This window comes from Microbispora hainanensis, from assembly GCF_036186745.1.
In the GTDB taxonomy this organism is placed as follows: Bacteria; Actinomycetota; Actinomycetes; order Streptosporangiales; family Streptosporangiaceae; genus Microbispora.
The window spans coordinates 1,989,351-2,005,785 of sequence record NZ_CP108086.1 but is presented as its reverse complement, the minus strand read 5'-3'; the positions used below and the strand labels follow the sequence as shown (position 1 = coordinate 2,005,785).

17 protein-coding genes are annotated in these 16,435 nt (G+C 71.6%); 10 read left to right on the top strand and 7 right to left on the bottom strand.

Annotation, left to right across the window (positions count from 1 at the left end; all coding sequences use genetic code 11):
* Window positions 1-30 precede the first annotated feature (30 nt).
* The gene (locus OHB01_RS09120; RefSeq protein ID WP_185949067.1) at window positions 31-813 is read right to left on the bottom strand and encodes a hypothetical protein; all 783 of its coding nucleotides are present in this window, start codon (window positions 811-813) and stop codon (window positions 31-33) included.
* A gap of 115 nt (window positions 814-928) precedes the next feature.
* On the opposite strand from OHB01_RS09120, the gene OHB01_RS09115 reads away from it, so the two are divergent.
* The 3 genes from OHB01_RS09115 to OHB01_RS09105 all read left to right on the top strand — a co-directional run bounded on the left by OHB01_RS09115 (window position 929) and on the right by OHB01_RS09105 (window position 4,895).
* The gene (locus tag OHB01_RS09115) at window positions 929-3,196 is read left to right on the top strand and encodes a polysaccharide lyase 8 family protein (RefSeq protein ID WP_328855212.1); all 2,268 of its coding nucleotides are present in this window, start codon (window positions 929-931) and stop codon (window positions 3,194-3,196) included.
* A gap of 38 nt (window positions 3,197-3,234) precedes the next feature.
* On the top strand, window positions 3,235-4,275 hold the full coding sequence (locus OHB01_RS09110) for a small ribosomal subunit Rsm22 family protein (RefSeq protein WP_261985849.1): 1,041 nt from the start codon (window positions 3,235-3,237) through the stop codon (window positions 4,273-4,275).
* Window positions 4,276-4,535: 260 nt separating this feature from the next.
* Entirely contained in the window at window positions 4,536-4,895 is a 360-nt protein-coding gene (locus tag OHB01_RS09105; protein ID WP_260617468.1) for an STAS domain-containing protein, read from the top strand.
* Window positions 4,896-4,902: 7 nt separating this feature from the next.
* On the opposite strand, the gene OHB01_RS09100 is transcribed toward OHB01_RS09105, so the two are convergent.
* The 6 genes from OHB01_RS09100 to OHB01_RS09075 all read right to left on the bottom strand — a co-directional run bounded on the left by OHB01_RS09100 (window position 4,903) and on the right by OHB01_RS09075 (window position 8,582).
* Entirely contained in the window at window positions 4,903-5,226 is a 324-nt protein-coding gene (locus tag OHB01_RS09100) for a hypothetical protein (RefSeq protein ID WP_142650850.1), read from the bottom strand.
* A gap of 200 nt (window positions 5,227-5,426) precedes the next feature.
* Window positions 5,427-5,846, bottom strand: a complete 420-nt coding sequence (locus tag OHB01_RS09095) for a hypothetical protein (RefSeq protein ID WP_142650849.1) — start codon at window positions 5,844-5,846, stop codon at window positions 5,427-5,429.
* Between the two features lie 138 nt (window positions 5,847-5,984).
* The gene (locus OHB01_RS09090) at window positions 5,985-6,299 is read right to left on the bottom strand and encodes a hypothetical protein (RefSeq protein ID WP_142650848.1); all 315 of its coding nucleotides are present in this window, start codon (window positions 6,297-6,299) and stop codon (window positions 5,985-5,987) included.
* 7 nt (window positions 6,300-6,306) lie between these two features.
* Window positions 6,307-6,687: a hypothetical protein gene (locus OHB01_RS09085; RefSeq protein ID WP_142650847.1), complete on the bottom strand. Its 381-nt coding sequence runs from the start codon at window positions 6,685-6,687 to the stop codon at window positions 6,307-6,309.
* 117 nt (window positions 6,688-6,804) lie between these two features.
* Window positions 6,805-7,533, bottom strand: a complete 729-nt coding sequence (locus OHB01_RS09080) for a hypothetical protein (protein ID WP_328855211.1) — start codon at window positions 7,531-7,533, stop codon at window positions 6,805-6,807.
* Complete coding sequence (locus OHB01_RS09075; RefSeq protein ID WP_328855836.1) at window positions 7,530-8,582, bottom strand: family 43 glycosylhydrolase; 1,053 nt, start codon at window positions 8,580-8,582, stop codon at window positions 7,530-7,532. Before OHB01_RS09075 ends, OHB01_RS09080 begins: the two co-directional genes overlap by 4 nt.
* 180 nt (window positions 8,583-8,762) lie before the next feature.
* Between OHB01_RS09075 and OHB01_RS09070 the strand changes: the two genes are divergently transcribed.
* The 7 genes from OHB01_RS09070 to OHB01_RS09040 are packed head-to-tail and all read left to right on the top strand — an operon-like array spanning window position 8,763 to window position 16,313.
* Complete coding sequence (locus OHB01_RS09070; protein ID WP_205830915.1) at window positions 8,763-9,938, top strand: ROK family transcriptional regulator; 1,176 nt, start codon at window positions 8,763-8,765, stop codon at window positions 9,936-9,938.
* Window positions 9,938-10,738 (top strand): ABC transporter permease, encoded by an 801-nt coding sequence (locus tag OHB01_RS09065; protein ID WP_222709568.1) that lies wholly within the window; start codon window positions 9,938-9,940, stop codon window positions 10,736-10,738. The genes OHB01_RS09070 and OHB01_RS09065 overlap by 1 nt, the downstream gene beginning before the upstream one ends.
* Window positions 10,735-11,520 carry an ABC transporter ATP-binding protein gene (locus OHB01_RS09060; RefSeq protein WP_142650845.1) on the top strand — a complete coding sequence of 262 codons (786 nt, stop codon included), beginning with the start codon at window positions 10,735-10,737 and terminating at the stop codon, window positions 11,518-11,520. The genes OHB01_RS09065 and OHB01_RS09060 overlap by 4 nt, the downstream gene beginning before the upstream one ends.
* Window positions 11,517-12,509: an aliphatic sulfonate ABC transporter substrate-binding protein gene (locus tag OHB01_RS09055; protein WP_142650843.1), complete on the top strand. Its 993-nt coding sequence runs from the start codon at window positions 11,517-11,519 to the stop codon at window positions 12,507-12,509. Before OHB01_RS09060 ends, OHB01_RS09055 begins: the two co-directional genes overlap by 4 nt.
* An 8-nt stretch (window positions 12,510-12,517) precedes the next feature.
* Window positions 12,518-13,987, top strand: a complete 1,470-nt coding sequence (locus tag OHB01_RS09050) for a sulfatase-like hydrolase/transferase (RefSeq protein WP_260617467.1) — start codon at window positions 12,518-12,520, stop codon at window positions 13,985-13,987.
* Entirely contained in the window at window positions 13,984-15,402 is a 1,419-nt protein-coding gene (locus OHB01_RS09045; protein ID WP_328855210.1) for a sulfatase, read from the top strand. Before OHB01_RS09050 ends, OHB01_RS09045 begins: the two co-directional genes overlap by 4 nt.
* Entirely contained in the window at window positions 15,402-16,313 is a 912-nt protein-coding gene (locus tag OHB01_RS09040) for a formylglycine-generating enzyme family protein (protein ID WP_185949066.1), read from the top strand. Before OHB01_RS09045 ends, OHB01_RS09040 begins: the two co-directional genes overlap by 1 nt.
* The last annotated feature ends 122 nt before the right edge of the window (window positions 16,314-16,435 follow it).

Genomic DNA, 16,435 nt, shown 5'->3' with positions numbered 1-16,435 from the left:
GACGGGCCGCGTGACCGGGCGCGTGAGACGTCAGGCGCAGCCGACGCGCCTGCTGCTCAGGGCGATGTCGTCCACCCAGAGGTCGTACGCCGAGGGGGAGGGGTTCGGCTGGTAGAGCTGCCAGCCGATCTTCACGGTGTCGAAGCGGGGGAAGACGAAGTCGACGTCGTTGCCGCCGTGGCTCCGGGTCGACACGGTGAGGTCGGGCTTGGGCACGCCGTCGAACCAGAGCGAGATCGCGTTGTCGGCGGGATCCATCCGCCACTCGACGCACTGCCACACGTCCGCCCGCGACGGGGCCGACTCGCGCCAGTTGGTCCAGTCGCCCGTCGGGCCGCCGTCCGCGCCGACGCCCCACAGGTCCTTGCCCAGCGTGGGGACCCACTGACCGCCGAGCGGCCGGACGATCTCCGGCCCCGCGCCGGTGGCCTCGACCAGCGTGTAGTGGGCCCAGTCGGGGGCGGTGGGGAACGCCTTGACGCGCAGCCGCAGGCGGCCGTAGAAGCCGTTGCCGGGCGGGGCGAAGTCGTCCACCTTGAGGAACGCCCGGCCGTTGCCCTCGGTGTGGACGTGCAGCATCTTCTGGCCGCGGGGGCCGCGCTCCACCGTGAGCGTGCCGTGCTTGGTGTCGACGCCCCACTTGAGGCTCGCCGCGCCGCCGACCGGCAGCGACTGGAAGTCCTCGCAGAACAGCGTGCCGCCCTTCGCGCAGGTGTCCGGCCCGTGTGACGGGGACGCGGAGGCGGCCGACGCGGGGGCCGGCGACAGCAGCAGGGCCAGACAGGAGGACACCACGGGTAACAGTCGTCGCACGACGCGCTCCTTTTCCCGGTGACAACGGCAGAAGTAAAGTACGTCATCTGGGAGCGCTCCCATAGAGCCGTGCGGAAGATCGATGAAAGAGGGGAAGCGCGCGGATAATCTACGCGTGAACGGACCTTCCCGGCGATTATTTCTGCAGCTCGGCGGGCTCGCCGCGCTGACCGCCGCCTGCGCTCCCCGCCGGAAGGCCGACCCCGCGACCTTCACCCTGCTGCGCCGCCGATGGCGCGAGGTCACGCTCGGATATCCCGGGACCTTCGACCCGGAGCGGGAGCCGTACCGGAGCCGGCTGGCGCGGCTGGGCGCGCAGGCCCGCCGGCACCGCGACACGATGACGCCGACCGCCCGATCGCTCTGGCCCGACCTGCCCTTCCCCTCGCTCGACGCCACCCCGGCCCGGTTGCGGGCGATGGCCCGCGCGTACGCGCTGCCCGGCACCGGGCTGACCGCGGAGCCGGGGCTCGGCACGGCGGTAGCCGCGGGCATCGAGCACTACGTGCGCCACGTGTACGCCGAGGACGCCGAGCAGACGGGCAACTGGTGGGACTGGCAGATCGGGACGCCCCGGGCGCTGCTCGACGCCGCCGTGCTGGCGGCCGCGTATGTGACGGACACCCAGGTCGCGGCGCTGTGCGCGGCGGTGGACGCCTTCGTGCCGGAGAGCCGCCTGGACGACTACGAGGGCAACAGCACCGGGGCGAACCGGGTCGATCTGTGCACGGTCACGCTGCTGCGGGCGATCGCCGGGGCAGATCCCGATCGTGCCGCGCTCGCGGTCTCCGCGCTCTCCCCGGTGTTCCCCTACGTCACCGATGGCGACGGCTTCCACCGCGACGGCTCGTTCATCCAGCACGGGTCCGTCCCCTATCAGGGCGGATATGGCGCGGTGCTGCTGACCGGCCTCGCGACGCTGTTCGCCGTGCTGCGCGGCACACCGTGGGAGATCACCGACCCGGCGGCGGGCACCGTGCTCGACGCCGTCGACCTGGCGTTCGCGCCCTTCGTCCACGACGGCGCCTGCATGGACCTCGTACGCGGCCGGGGCATCACCAGAGGGTCGTACGGCGACCACCGGAGGGGCAGGGAGATCGCCGCGGCGGTCCTGCTGCTGGCCGAGACCGCCCCGGAGGCCGAGCGGGCCCGCTGGCGCGCCATGGTCAAGGGCTGGGCCGTCCGCGACACCGTCAAGCCCATGCTCACGGCGGCGGCCCAGAGCGATCTCGCGTTCCACGGGCGGCTGTCGGCGGTGCTGGACGACGCGACCGTCCCGGCCGCCGCCGAGCCCGCCGGGCACCGGCTGTTCCCGGCGAGCGCCCGCGCCGTTCACCGCAGGCTCGGCTGGTGCGCGGCGGTCAGCATGGCCTCCTCCCGCGTGGCGCGCTACGAGCACGGCAACGGTGAGAACCTGCGCGGCTGGCACACCGGCTCGGGGATGCTCTACTGGTGGGCGCGCGGGCACGGCGACCACTACTCCGACGCCTTCTGGCCCACCGTGGACCCCTACCGGCTGCCGGGCACGACGGTCTCCACCCGGCGGCTGCCCGACGGCGCGGGCGGCGCGTGGGGCGACACCCGCCCGCCGGCCGAATGGGTCGGCGGCGCGACCGACGGCACGTACGCCGCCGTGGGCCAGCACCTCTACGGCCTGGAGAGCACGCTGGAGGCGTTCAAATCCTGGTTCTTCCTCGACGACACCGTGGTCTGCCTCGGCGCCGGCATCACGTGCCGCGACGGCGTGCCGGTCGAGACCGTCGTGGACAACCGCAGGACCGGCGCCCGGCTCACCGTGGCGACCGGATGGGCGCACCTGGACGGCCACGGCGGTTACGTCGTGCCCGCCGGCCGGCCGCTGCGCACGCTGCGCGAGGACCGCACGGCCGCGGGGGTCACCCGGACCTACACCACGCTGTGGCTCGACCACGGTGTGGACCCCGACGCGGCCGACTACGTCTACCACCTCATGCCGGGGGCGGGCCCGGCCGAGACCGCCGCCCGCGCCGCCGATCCCGGCCGGGCCCGGGTGCTCGCCAACACCTCGGCGCAGCAGGGGATCGAGGTCCCGTCGCTGGGCGTCACCGCGGTCAACTTCTGGACGGGCGGACACGCGGGCCTCCTGACGGCCTCCGGTCCGTGCGCGGTCCTCGTACGCGACCTCGGCGACGGCACGGCCACGGTCACGGTTGCCGATCCCCGGCGTGCCCTCGACGAGCTGACGGTGACGTGGGACCGGCCGGTTGCGGCGGTCACACGCGGGCACCCGCTCCTGGAGCGCGCGGAGACCGGCGCCCGGCTCACGCTCACCTTCACGGCGCCGGCCGACCACGAGGGCGCCTCCCGCACCATCGCCGTCCGGCTCGTCGTTTCGACGACCTGAGCAGGGAGCTGCGGGAACGCCGTGTCATCATGAACGCCGTGTCCACCCTGCCCGACGACCTGGACGACGCGCTCGAAGCGTCGCTGGGCCGCTTCCCCACGACCGAGCTGACGCGGAGCGTGCAGACGCTGATCCGCCAGTATCGGGAGGGCTTCGACCGCAGCGTGCCCGCGCTGGGCACGGAGGCCGCGGTCGCGGCGTACGCCGGTTATCGCATGCCGGCGACCTACAGCGCCGTGCGCGCCGCGCTGCGTCAGGTCGCCCTGCTGGCCCCCGGGTTCGCGCCGGAGACGCAGATGGACGTGGGTGGTGGGACCGGCAGCGCGTTGTGGGCCGCGAGCGCGGTCTGGCCGACCCTGCGCACGGCCACCGTGCTGGAGCAGTCACCCTCGGCCATCGCCTTCGGGCGCCGGCTGGCCGGGCACGCGCCCGCCGTGGCCGTACGCGAGGCGCGCTGGCAGCAGGCGTTCGTCGACCGGAGCGCGCCCGCGCCGACGGCCGACCTGGTCACGATGTCCTATGTGCTCGGCGAGCTGTCGCCCGCCGTCCAGGAGGACGTGGTCGGTACCTTGGCCCGGGGAGCGGCCCAGGGAGCGGCCAAGGGAGCGGCCCGGGGAGCGGGCATGCTCGTGATCGTCGAGCCCGGCACGCCCGCCGGATATGCCCGGATCGCGGCGGCCCGGCGGTTGCTGGCCGCATCGGGCCTGCACGTGGTCGCCCCCTGCCCGCACGACGGCGAGTGCCCGATCCGCCCCGGCCAGGACTGGTGTCACTTCGCGGTCCGGCTCAACCGCACCGCCCTGCACCGGCGGATCAAGGACGGCACGCTGAGCTTCGAAGACGAGAAGTTCTCCTATGTCGCGGCGTCGGCCCGGCCATCGCCGCGAGCGGAGAGCCGGATCCTCCGCCACCCCGTCAAGCGCAAGGGGCTGGTCACGCTGCGCCTGTGCACGGCCGAGGACGGGCTGGCCGACCGCCCGGTCTCCAAGCGGCAGGGCGAGACCTACCGCGAGGCGCGCGACGCCGTCTGGGGTGACGCCTGGCCCATCGGCCGGGAAAGCGCGAGCCCGGCAGGTTAGGGACGCTTCCGCCCGGTTAGGGAAGCGTCCGTCAGGTATGGGCAACACGGTTCGGCCGTTCCATAGGATGGGCGCATCACGCACCGGCCAGGCGGAACATCCCAGGGCCCCGGCCCGGTGCGACGGAAGGAGCTCGACGTCAGCACCGTCGACGAAGCGTCCGGCAGACCGATGTCGCTCGCCTCTCCCACGGAGGCGAGCCGCCTCGCGGCCGCACGCCGTGCCACCCGCAACTCGAACGCCGTCCTCCGGGAGTCTCGGTGCAGCATGACAACGGTCTGACCGTCAGCCTCCAGTCGCCCGTCTCCGGGCCGCGCCTGCTGGTCGTGACCGGTGACCTGGACCATCACACCACCCCACGCCTACGGGCGGCCCTGGAGGAGGTCGAGTTCGGCCCCGGCTCCGGCCTGGTCGTCGACCTGTCCGGCCTGACCTTCTGCGACTCCACCGGCATCGCCACACTGGTCGCGGCCCACCAGCGCGCCGCCGACGTGGGCGCCGCCCTGCTCCTGGCCGGTCTGCACTCCGACATCGCCCGGGTCTTCCAGATCATGGGCCTCGACCAGCTGCTGTCCCTCTACGACAGCCCGGAAGAGGCCGTACGCGCGCTGAGCGAATAGAGGTCGTTCACAGGGGCGCGGCGACGGCGACCACGATGTTCTGCTTGATGTCGCAGTTCCTGGTGCGGCGGCAGAAACCGTCCTCCACGTTGGTGGCCCCGCCCGCGGTGCTGGCCGCCGTGTGCTGGTGGCCGCGATTGCGGGTGGGGCTGTGCAGGTTGACGATGTTCCGGTTGCGCGTGCCGTTCCCTACGGAGGTGGGGCCGTCCCCGTCGCCCCGCCCGGCCCGCGCGTACGCGGGAGCGGTGAGCAGGGCCTGCGCGGCGGCGGCCGCGACGAGGACGACGGCGAACAGCGGGACACGCCCAGATGCGCTGTGTGAAAGAAGCATCGCCACCACCCGTCCGCCCGCCCGGAATCTCGTCACACCGTAGCGTCCGGCCGGGCGCGGACGGCGTCTTCCCGCGTCCGTGTCCCGCCATGTTCTCGGCCGTTTCGCCGCGCGTCGGCGCCCGATGCTGTGTCGGCCTCCGATGCTGTGTCGGCCTCCGATGCTGTGTCGGCCCCCGATGCTGTGTCGGCCCCGAGGTGTCAGCGTCCGATGATCACCGTGCCGCTCGTCCTGGGGGAGCTCCGCATGTGGCCCCGCAGGTTCTGGGCGCCCTTGCAGCCGGGCCTGCGCCTGCAGTTGGACGCCTGGGTGTTCACCGACGCGTCCACGCCGGAGACGATCTGCTGAGTGCCCGCCGCGTTCCACGCGTCGCCGACGAGCAGGGAGTTCAGGTTGTTCTGGCCGTTGTTGAACACGTACCGCGAATCGGCGCCGTTCCCGCCGCCACCGCCGCCCCGCCCCCGGAGGGTCGCCGCGTCGGCGGGGGAGAGCAGCGGAGAGAGCGCGACGCCCGCGCCTGCGACCGCGAGCGCGGTCAGCGCCAGCAGCCGCGCCGCGGAGCTGGTGAGCGCGTGCCGTCTCGTGTCGTGAGCCCTGAGATGAGCCCTGTGACGAGCCATGTTCTCCTGTGCCTTCCCCCGGTGACCGTCGAACAGATCCGTCCGTGTGTGGATCTGCCGGGCATCTACCCCGCACGCACGCGCCCGTCACGGTCACTGAAGGAGGATTAGGACCCCCCAACGTAAGGATCTTCCGACCTAGCTCTCTTGGAGCGATCCCCGCAGTCGCTGGGTCAGCTTGCAGAGGCGCGCTCCCCGGCGGCAGATGATGCTCTGCCCGTTCGCCACGCCGCCGACGCCGATCGTCCTGTGCTGGATGCCGGACCCGTTCCGCGCGCTGCCCACCGTCAGCTGGCTGACGTTTCGGATCCCGTTGCCGACGCGGACGCCGGCGGTGTTGCCGTTGCGGTCGCCGCTCCCTGCCGTCTGGGTGGCGGCGTGCGCGACCGTCGCGTGCGCGGCCAGCGCCGCCGTCATCACCGTGGCCGCCACCAGGGCGAGACCGCCGCGCATCAGCGGCTCACCGCCCGCCTTCGGACTCGTCGCCCGCCGGGCCGCGGGACTTGATGTGCTGCGACAGCGTGCAGAACCGGCCGCGCGGCCGGCACAGGCCGCCCTGCACGCTGCTGACCCCGCCCACGCCCGACGAGAACTGGTGGAGGACGCCGCGCAGGCGGGTGCTGCCGATCGTCACCAGGTTGCGGTTTTCCGAGCCGTTGCCCACGCGTACGGCCGAGCGGTTCCCGTTGCCGTCGCCGCCCGAGGCGTACGCGTCCAGCGGTGCGACCAGAGTGAGAGCCGGCGCGAGGGCGAGCGCGAGGGCGAGCGCCAGGGCCGGGGCCGGCGCGGGCCGTCGGCGAAGGGCGCCAGGGGATCGCGTGCGGGTGTGGATGATCGGCATCGACGTGCCTCCTACCCCGCTCGCGTGCCCGCGTCCCGGCTCCGGCGGAATTCGCAGCGGATCATTCCCCGGGCATGGAACGGCCGCCCCTCGGGTGAAGGGGCGGCCGGTCGCCGGTTATCGGCTGGTCACCTCGTAGGTCCGCAGGTAGTCGAACGTCGCGGTGGCGCCCGCCGCGTTCATCGAGATCAGGCCGATCCGCACCGGCCCGGTGCGCGGGAGCGACCAGGTGCCGCCCCAGATCCAGTGGGTGCCGTCGGTGCTCGACGCCATCCTGACGTCGTGCTCGCCGTTCTCCTGGTCGTAGTGGTAGAGCAGTCGCAGCCAGGTGGTCTGCGCGGCCGGGCCGCCGAACATCGGCGCGTTGGCGACGGCGGTGGGCGGGGTGGTGCCGGGGCGCGGGCCCTCCTTGCCGAACTCGGTCTGGTGCAGCACCGCCCCGTTGCCCTGGTTGAGGGGCAGGACCGTGTGCGTCAGCTTCAGCCACCGGTCGTCGTTCTCGTACAGCAGCAGACCGGCCTGCTGGTTGCCCTTCGTGCCGTCGAAGGTGAGCTTCGTCTCGACGGCGAAGTCGCCCTGCGGCGCGTCGCGGAGCAGGATCGACGCGGTGTTGTCGCCCTGGAACAGCTCGGCGTTCTGGGTCGGCCAGACGAGGGAGCCGTTCGACAGGGTGGCCGACGGGTTGCGGACCTTCGTCCAGCCGGTGGGCGAGCCGGTGCCGTCGAACTCGTCGGAGTACGCCGGAAGCCGCCTGCCGAGGACGGGGTCGGGCACCCGCTCGGTCACCGGCCGGTAGAGCGGCGCGGCGCCCACGTTGTCGGCGTCGGCCGGACCTCGGGTGGTCACCCCGATGGCGCCGGACGCGGGGGCGTCCGCGGGCTGCGCGCCGTCGTCGTTCTGCCGTGCACCTTGGCCGTGACGACGAGCTCGCCGCGCTCGCGGTCGAGCCACGCGGTGATGTCCTTCGCGCCGTTCTCGCGGGTGATGATCAGCCCGGCGGCGGTGCCGCTCTCGCGCAGCCGCAGGTCGGCCTCCACACGGACGTCGCCCCGGACCAGGTCGTCGCTGAGCTCGCTGGTCGAGCCCTTGCCGGTGAGGTGGCCGAGCGAGTCGGGATCGGAGGCGAGCTTCCACGGCCCGGTCCACCCGGCCTTGCCCTCGTTGAACGTGCCGCCCACGGTCCAGGTGGTGACCGGCGCAGGCTGCGCCCCGGTGGACGGCCCGGCCCCGGCCCGTACGACCGGCCAGCCGTCGATCCAGTCGAGCCGGTCGATCATGAGGGGACGCCGGCTCAGGTTGCTGATCGTCGTGCCCCAGGTCGTCGTGACCGGCCCGAACTCGGGGGCCGACGAGGGAATCGCGTGGTAGACGAGCCAGTCCTGCCCGCTGAGGTCGGTCTGGACGGCGTTGTGGCCCGGGCCGACCCAGCCGTTGCCGCTGGCCGCGAGGACGATGCCGTCCTTGCTGGTCAGGTCCATGAGGTCGACACCGGTCGGGGTGGTGAACGGCCCGAGGGGGCTGTCGGCGCGGCCGACCTTGACCGTGTAGCCGCTGAACGCCCCGTCGCAGCACCCGGCGTCGGAGTAGAACAGGTAGTACCTGTCGTCGTGCCGGACGACGAAGCCGCCCTCCATGCGGCGTCCGCGGGCGATCTGCGTGACCGGGCCGGTGACCGCGGTCGCCTCGGCGTTCATCTTCGCGCCGCAGATGGTGTCGTAGCTGCCCCAGTAGAGGTAGTTGTCGCCGTTGACGTCGGTGAACATGGCCTGGTCGATGTTGCCCGTCGGGCAGCCGCTGCCGCCCGCGGGGACGATCATGCCGTGGTCGGTCCAGGGCCCGGTCGGGTGCGGGCCGGTCGCGAGCCCGACGCCGCCCCTGGAGAGCGCGTACGTCAGGTGGTAATCCCGTGTCCCAGCGGCCTCAGGAGCTTCAGGCGGATGCGGCAGGATGCCTTGGTGTGTGTGTCGGGGAGGTGTCCGTGCTGGTCAGAGGGTTTCGTCAGGCATCGGGCAGATTTACCGATTCTTTTTGTCGGATGGTTGACGTAAAAAACGGGCGAACCTTAGGTTTCCAGCGTGTCACCGACCCCCAACGGCGTGCATGCCCTCGTGCGCCGCTCCCATGAGGAGCGGGTGCTGCGCGTGCTCCGCCAGAACGGCGCACAGAGCCGCAACGAGATCGCGGCCCGGGTCGGCCTGTCGCGCACCACGGTCTCCGAGATCACCAGCGATCTCCTCGGCCGCGGGGCCATCCGCGTCGTCGACACCGACGCCGTGGAGCGGGTCGGCAGCGGCCGGCCGGCCGAGCGGCTCGCGCTCGACCCGGCCTCCGGGCAGTACATGGGCGTCGACTTCGGCCACCGCCGCGTGAACGTCCTGGTGGCCGATGCCGCGCACGACATCATCGCGTCCGGGACCGCCCGCTATGAGGAGTCGGCGCAGTGGCCCGAGCGCCTCGACGCCGGGCTCGCGCTGATCGACCGGCTGAGCGCCGACACCGGCGTCCACTACGGCGCGCTTCAGGCGATCGCCGTCGGCGTGCCGGGCTGGGGCGACCGCTCGCGCGCCGACGGTGTGGCGGAGGTGTTCGCCACCCGCTTCCACGCCGGTGTGATCGTGGACAACAACGTGCGCTTCGCCGGGCTGGCCGAGGCACTGCACGCCCAGTCCGACTCCGTACGCGACCTCATCTACCTGCGCCTTTCGGACGGCGTCGGTGGCGGCCTGGTGGTGGGCGGGCAGCTCGTCAAGGGCGCCAACGGCTACGCGGGGGAGCTCGGCCACGTGACCGCGGTCCCCGGCGGCGCGCGGTGCCGGTGCGGCAAGAACGGATGCGTGGAGACCGTGGCGTCGGTGCCGGCGATCCTCGGGCGGTGCCGCGAGCTGGGCGTGCCCGTCGACACGCTCGACGACCTGAAGGCCGCGGTCGAGATCGCCCATCCGACCGTCGACCAGGTGCTCCGCGAGGCCGGCACGGCGGTCGGCCGGGTGCTCGGCACGGCGGCCATGACACTCAACCCCGACGAGATCGTGCTCGGCGGCGAGATCATCCGGGTCGCTCCGGCCCTGCTGCGCCAGGTCGCCGACACGGTCACCTACGAGCTGTCGTGGCGCACCGACGCGGCGCCGGTGATCCGCCCCGCCCTGCTCTCGGACGACGGAGGGGCGCGCGGGGCCATCGCCGCCCTGTTCCACGAGTCGCCGCTGCTCGCCGGATACGAAGCGAACGTCACGACGGACGGAGGCCGATAGTGGCCGTGACCAGTGCGGGCGCCACGAGGGACGGCAACGCCCCCGCCCGGCCGCGCAAGAACCGGACCTTCCTGGTCCTCAACATCATCTCGATCGTGGCCGGGATCGCGATCTGGTGGGGGCTGTCCCTGGCCGGGCTCCAGTTCCCCACTCCCGCCGAGGTCGTCTCTGCCGCCTGGAAGATGATCCAGGACGGCACGCTCGCCACCGACGTCGGCGCCTCGCTCGGGCGCGTGCTCGCGGGGTTCGCCCTCGGCTCGGTCGCGGCGGTGATCGTCGGCTTCGTCATGGGGTGGTACACGGTGGCCCGCGGCCTGTTCGAGCCGTGGATCCAGTTCTTCCGCACGATCCCGCCGCTGGCGATGCTGCCGCTGGTGCTCGTGCTGATGGGCATCGGCGAGAGCCCGAAGATCTTCGTCATCTTCCTGGCGGCGTTCCTGTCCTGCGTCATCTCCACCTATCAGGGCGTGGTCAACGTGGACAAGACGCTGATCAACGCCGCGCGGGTGCTCGGCGCGGGCGACGGGACCATCTTCCGCCGCGTCGTGGTGCCGGCCTCGACGCCGTTCATCCTCGTGGGCATGCGGGTCGGGCTCGGCTCGGCCTGGGGCACGCTGGTGGCCGCCGAGCTCCTGGCCGCGCAGGCCGGGCTCGGCCACCGGATGCAGAGCGCGCAGCTCTACTACGACCTTCCGACGATCTTCGTCGGCATCATCGCGATCGGGGTCCTCGGCCTGATCATGGACCGGCTGCTCATGATCGCCGGCAACAAGCTGACGGCCTGGCAGGAGAACCGATGAGCACTCCCAAGATTTCCGTACGCGACGTGCAGAAGGTCTTCCCGGTGGGGAAGGAGCCGTTCGTCGCGCTCGGCGGCGTCTCGCTGGACATCGCCGACAACGAGTTCGTGACCGTCGTGGGCCCCTCCGGCTGCGGCAAGAGCACGCTGCTCAACATCCTCGCCGGGCTGGAGCAGCCCACCGGCGGCGCCGCGCTGGTGGACGGGAAGCCGGTCACCGGCCCCGGCCCCGAGCGCGGCGTCATCTTCCAGCAGTACGCGTTGTTCCCGTGGCTGACCGTCCGCGAGAACGTCGAGTTCGGCATGCGCACCGCCAAGGTCCCCAAGGCGGAGCGGCGCGAGCGGGCCGAGCACTTCATCCGCCTGGTCGGCCTGGAGCAGTTCGCCGACGCGCTGCCCAAGACGCTGTCCGGCGGCATGAAGCAGCGCTGCGCGATCGCCCGCGCGTACGCGGTGAACCCGTCGATCCTGCTCATGGACGAGCCCTTCGGCGCCCTGGACGCGCTGACCCGGGTGCGGCTCCAGGAGCAGCTCCTGGAGACCTGGAGCAAGGAGCGGCGGACGGTCATGTTCATCACCCACGACGTCGACGAGGCGGTGTTCCTCGCCAACCGGGTGGTCGTCATGGCCGCCAGGCCGGGCCGCATCGCCGAGATCATCGACGTCGATCTTCCCTATCCGCGCGACGAGGACATGCGGCTGAGCCCCGAGTTCGGGGCGCTGCGCAACCGCGTCTGGCATGCGGTGTACCACCAGCGGCAGATCAAGGAGCCCGCGAAATGAAGAAGACCCTCCTGGCCGCCGCGGCGGTCGTCATGGCACTGTCGGCGGCGGCCTGCGGGTCGGACTCCGCCGGGTCGGGCGGTGCGGACGGCGCCACCCACGTGAACTTCGGCTACATCGCCGACTTCAACGGCGCGAGCCTGCTCGCCGTCGCCGACAAGCAGGGCCTGTGGAAGAAGCACGGCCTCGATCCCAAGGTCAGCGTGTTCACCAACGGCCCGCTGCAGATCCAGGCGCTGGGCACCGGCGACCTCGACTTCGGCTACATCGGCCCCGGCGCCATGTGGCTCCCCGCGTCCGGCAAGGCCAAGGTCGTCGCGCTGAACACGCTCGGCAACGCCGACCGCGTCATCGCCCAGGCCGGCATCACGTCGATGGACCAGCTGAAGGGCAAGACGATCGGCGTGCCCGAGGGCACCTCCGGCGACATGATCCTCACCCTCGCGCTGAAGAAGGCCGGGATGACCAAGGACGACGTCAAGATCGTCCCGATGGACGCGTCCACGATCGTGTCGGCGTTCACCTCCAAGCAGATCGACGCGGCAGGCTTCTGGTATCCGGCCATCTCCACGATCAAGAAGACCGTGCCCGACCTGGTCGAGCTGGCCAAGAACGAGGACTTCGCCGACACCGTGTCGTTCCCGACCGCGTTCGTCGCCGGCAACGACGTCGTCGCCAAGGAGAAGGACAAGACCGAGAAGGTCATCGGCGTGCTGCGCGACGCCATCCAATATCGCAGCGAGCACCTCGACGAGACCGTGGCCGCGACCGCCGAGATGCTGAAGCTGCCCGCCGACCAGGTCAAGGCCGACGCCGCGAACTCGAAGGTGCTGTCGCTGTCCGACCTCGACGGCTACACCAAGGACGGGACGATCGACAAGTGGCTCAGCGGGATGGGCGACTACTTCGTCAGCGCGGGCAAGCTGCCCTCGGCCGTCGACCCGAAGACGTACTACACCGGCGATCTGTTCACGGGCGCCGCCCAATGACGCGTCCGGTGAACGTCCTGTTCCTGATGACCGACCAGCACCGGGCCGACACCCTGGGCGCGTACGGCAACCGCCTCGCCGCCACCCCGGTGCTGGACGAGCTGGCCCGGACCGGGACGCGATTCGACCGCTGGTACACCCCCACCGCGATCTGCACGCCGGCGCGGGCGAGCCTGCTCACCGGGCAGGCGCCGTTCCGGCACAAGCTGCTCGCCAACCACGAGCGGAACGTCGGCTACATCGAGGACCTGCCCGGCGACCAGTGGACGTTCTCCACGGCCCTGCGCGACGCCGGATACAACTGCGGGCTCATCGGCAAGTGGCACGTCGGGCACCACCGGCGGGCGGCCGACTTCGGGTTCGACGGGCCCGACCTGCCCGGGTGGCACAACCCCGTCGACCACCCCGACTACCTGGACTATCTCAAGGCCAACGACCTGCCGCCGTACGAGATCCACGACCGCATCCGCGGCACGCTGCCGAACGGCGGGCCGGGCAACCTGCTCGCCGCGCGGCTGCGCCAGCCGGTCGAGGCGACGTTCGAGCACTACCTCGCCACCCGGGCGATCGAGATGCTGGAGCGGTACGCCGCCGAGCCGAAGCCGTTCTTCCTGCAGCTCAACTTCTTCGGGCCGCACCTGCCGTACATCGTGCCGGACGAGTATTTCGACATGTTCGACCCGGAGCTGGTCGAGTTGCCCAAGTCGATCGCCGAGACCTTCGCCGGCAAGCCGCCGGTGCAGGCCAACTACAGCGCGCACTGGACGTTCGACACCATGCCGCTTGAGGTGACGCGCAAGCTCATCGCGGTCTACTGGGGCTACGTCGCGCTCATCGACATGGAGATCGGCCGGGTCATGGACGCCATGCGGCGCCTCGGCCTGGACGACGACACGGCCGTGTTCTTCACCTGCGACCACGGCGAGTTCACCGGCGCCCACCGGCTGCACGACAAGGGCCCGGCGATGTACGAGGACATCTACCGCACGCCCGGCCTGCTGCGGATCCCCGGCCAGGAGCCCGGGGTCGTCCGCACCGAGTTCGTCAGCCTGCTGGACTGCACGGCGACGATCCTGGAGCTGGCCGGGATCGACCCCGCCCCGGCGGTCGACTCGCGCAGCCTCGTGCCGCTGGCCTCCACCCGCGAGGTGCCGTGGGAGGAGGACATCGTCTGCGAGTTCCACGGGCACCACTTCCCGTACCCGCAGCGGATGATCAGGACAGACCGCTACAAGCTGGTCGTCAACCCCGACTCCACCAACGAGCTGTACGACCTGCTCACCGACCCGGACGAGCTGCTCAACGTCTACAACCACCCCGAGATGGCGGAGGTGCGCGGACGGCTGATGCGGCGGCTCTACCAGGTGCTGCGCGACCGGGGCGACAACTTCTATCACTGGATGACCTCGATGTACGACGTCGGCGACGTTTCCTACGACCCCACGTTGAGCGGGCTTGACGAGGCGACCTACCGATGAGCAGGCGTCCGAACATCGTCATGATCCTGACCGACGACCACGCGTCGCACGCGGTCAGCGCGTACGGCTCGGTCGTCAACCGGACGCCGCGGATCGACGAGATCGCGGACCTCGGCGTCCGGTTCGACAACTGCTTCGCGACGAACGCGCTGTGCTCGCCGAGCCGGGCCAGCATCCTGACCGGCACCTACTCGCACGTGAACGGCGTCTCGACGCTGGTCACGCCGATCGACGCGGCGCAGCCGACGTTCGTGAGCCAGTTGAAGGCGGCCGGCTATCGCACGGCGATCGTCGGCAAGTGGCACATGGGGGACGGCCCGGGGCACAACCCCCAGGGGTTCGACTACTGGGACGTGCTGATCGAGCAGGGGGAGTATTTCGACCCGTCGTTCCTGTCGGAGGACGGCCTGCGGACCGTCCCCGGCTACGCCACCGACCTCATCACCGACATGGCGCTGAGCTGGGCCGACTCGCTCGACGGCGACGACCCCTACTGCCTGCTGATCTACCACAAGGCGCCGCACCGCCCGTGGGAGCCCGACGACAAGCACGCGGGGATGTACACCGACCCCATCCCCGTTCCGTCCACGTTCGACGACGACTACGCGACACGCTCGTCGTCGGCCCGGCGGGCCGCCATGCGGATCGCCGAGCACCTCAACGCCGAGGACCTCAAGCAGGACCCGCCGGAGGGGCTGTCGTACGAGGAGCTGGCGCTGTGGAAATACCAGCGCTACATGGAGGACTACCTGGCCGTCGTCGCGTCGGTGGACGACAACGTCGGCCGGGTGGTCGACTGGCTGCGCGAGCGCGGCGACTTCGACGACACGCTGCTCATGTACTGCTCCGACCAGGGCTTCTTCCTGGGCGACCACGGCTGGTTCGACAAGCGGTTCATGTACGAGGAGTCGCTGCGGATGCCGCTCGTGCTGAGCTATCCGCGGCGCATCCCGGCCGGCCAGGTGCACACCGGGATCGTCACGAACGTCGACTTCGCGCAGACCGTGCTGGACGCCGCCGGGGTGCCGCACCACCCCCGGATGCAGGGCCGCAGCTTCCTCGCCGACCTGACCGGCGAGCCGGGCCCGCCGCCCGCGGAGGGCATGTACTACCGCTACTGGGAGCACGACGACGTCTTCCACAAGGCGCCGGCCCACTACGGCTACCGGACGTCCCGCTACAAGATCATTTATTTCTACAACGACGGCATGGGCATCCCCGGCACGGGCGCGTTCACGTACCCGGGCGAGTGGGAGCTGTACGACCTGGAGGCCGACCCGGAGGAGCTGCGCAACGTCTACGAAGACCCGGCCTACCGGGAGATCCGCGAGGAGATGAAGGTGCGCATGTGGCACGCCCAGGCGGCCCTCGGCGACGAGCCGCACCCCAGCCAGCCGGTCCCCGAGGGTATTTGATGTCCTGCTGCACGCCCGCCACCCCGGGACTGCCCCAGGAGCCGGTGCGCTTCACCGCGGAGGGACGGCATGCGGTCGAGCAGGTGCGCCTGCCCGGCGGCGAGTTCCGGATGGGCGACGCCACCGGCGACGGCAACCCCGGCGACGGCGAGGGGCCCGTCCACGCGGTCACCGTGGCGCCGTTCTCGATCGACGCCACGACCGTGACGGTCGCGGACTTCGCCGCCTTCGCCGACGCGACCGGCTACCGCACCGAGGCGGAGGAGTACGGCTTCTCCGCCGTCTTCCATCTGGCGATGCGCGCTCACCCCGACGACGTGATGGGGCCGGTGCCCGGCACCCCATGGTGGGTGGGCGTGCGCGGCGCCGACTGGCGGCACCCCGCCGGACGGTTGTCGCAGGCCGAGCCCGACCACCCAGTGGTCCACGTGAGCTGGAACGACGCGATGGCCTACTGCTCGTGGGCGGGCCGGCGGCTGCCCACGGAGGCCGAGTGGGAGTACGCCTCCCGGGGCGGCCTCGACGGCGCCCGCTACCCGTGGGGGAACGACCTGCCGCGGGACGAGTGGCGGGTGAACATCTGGCAGGGCGTCTTCCCCACGGAGAACACCCTGGACGACGGCTATCTGACGACCGCTCCGGTGCGCGCGTTCGCGCCCAACGCGTACGGGCTGTGGCAGACGGTGGGGAACGTCTGGGAGTGGTGCGCGGACTGGTACGCGCCCGACTACTACGTCTACTCGCCCTCGGACAACCCGCGCGGCCCGCTGCGCGGCAGGGCCCGGGTGCTGCGCGGCGGCTCGTTCCTGTGCCACGACTCCTACTGCAACCGCTACCGGAACTCGGCGCGCTCGTCGAACACTCCCGACTCCTCGATGGCCAACGCCGGGTTCCGTACGGTCGCTCTGTGACCGGACGCCCCGCATCGCCGGGTGCGGGGCGTCCGGTGGTTCAGGGGTTCCCCGGCTCAGGTGCTCGGGGGCTCAGGTGCTCGGGGGCTCGGGGGCTCAGGGGCTCAGGGGCTCAGGGGCTC

What these genes read in the sequence shown, in the direction of transcription:
- OHB01_RS09100 (WP_142650850.1), bottom strand. Translation starts at nt 5,226, where the DNA reads ATGCTTCTTTCACACAGCGCATCTGGGCGTGTCCCGCTGTTCGCCGTC.
- OHB01_RS09095 (WP_142650849.1), bottom strand. Translation starts at nt 5,846, where the DNA reads ATGGCTCGTCACAGGGCTCATCTCAGGGCTCACGACACGAGACGGCAC.
- OHB01_RS09090 (WP_142650848.1), bottom strand. Translation starts at nt 6,299, where the DNA reads ATGCGCGGCGGTCTCGCCCTGGTGGCGGCCACGGTGATGACGGCGGCG.
- OHB01_RS09085 (WP_142650847.1), bottom strand. Translation starts at nt 6,687, where the DNA reads ATGCCGATCATCCACACCCGCACGCGATCCCCTGGCGCCCTTCGCCGA.
- OHB01_RS09060 (WP_142650845.1), top strand. Translation starts at nt 10,735, where the DNA reads ATGAGCACTCCCAAGATTTCCGTACGCGACGTGCAGAAGGTCTTCCCG.
- OHB01_RS09055 (WP_142650843.1), top strand. Translation starts at nt 11,517, where the DNA reads ATGAAGAAGACCCTCCTGGCCGCCGCGGCGGTCGTCATGGCACTGTCG.
- OHB01_RS09045 (WP_328855210.1), top strand. Translation starts at nt 13,984, where the DNA reads ATGAGCAGGCGTCCGAACATCGTCATGATCCTGACCGACGACCACGCG.
- OHB01_RS09040 (WP_185949066.1), top strand. Translation starts at nt 15,402, where the DNA reads ATGTCCTGCTGCACGCCCGCCACCCCGGGACTGCCCCAGGAGCCGGTG.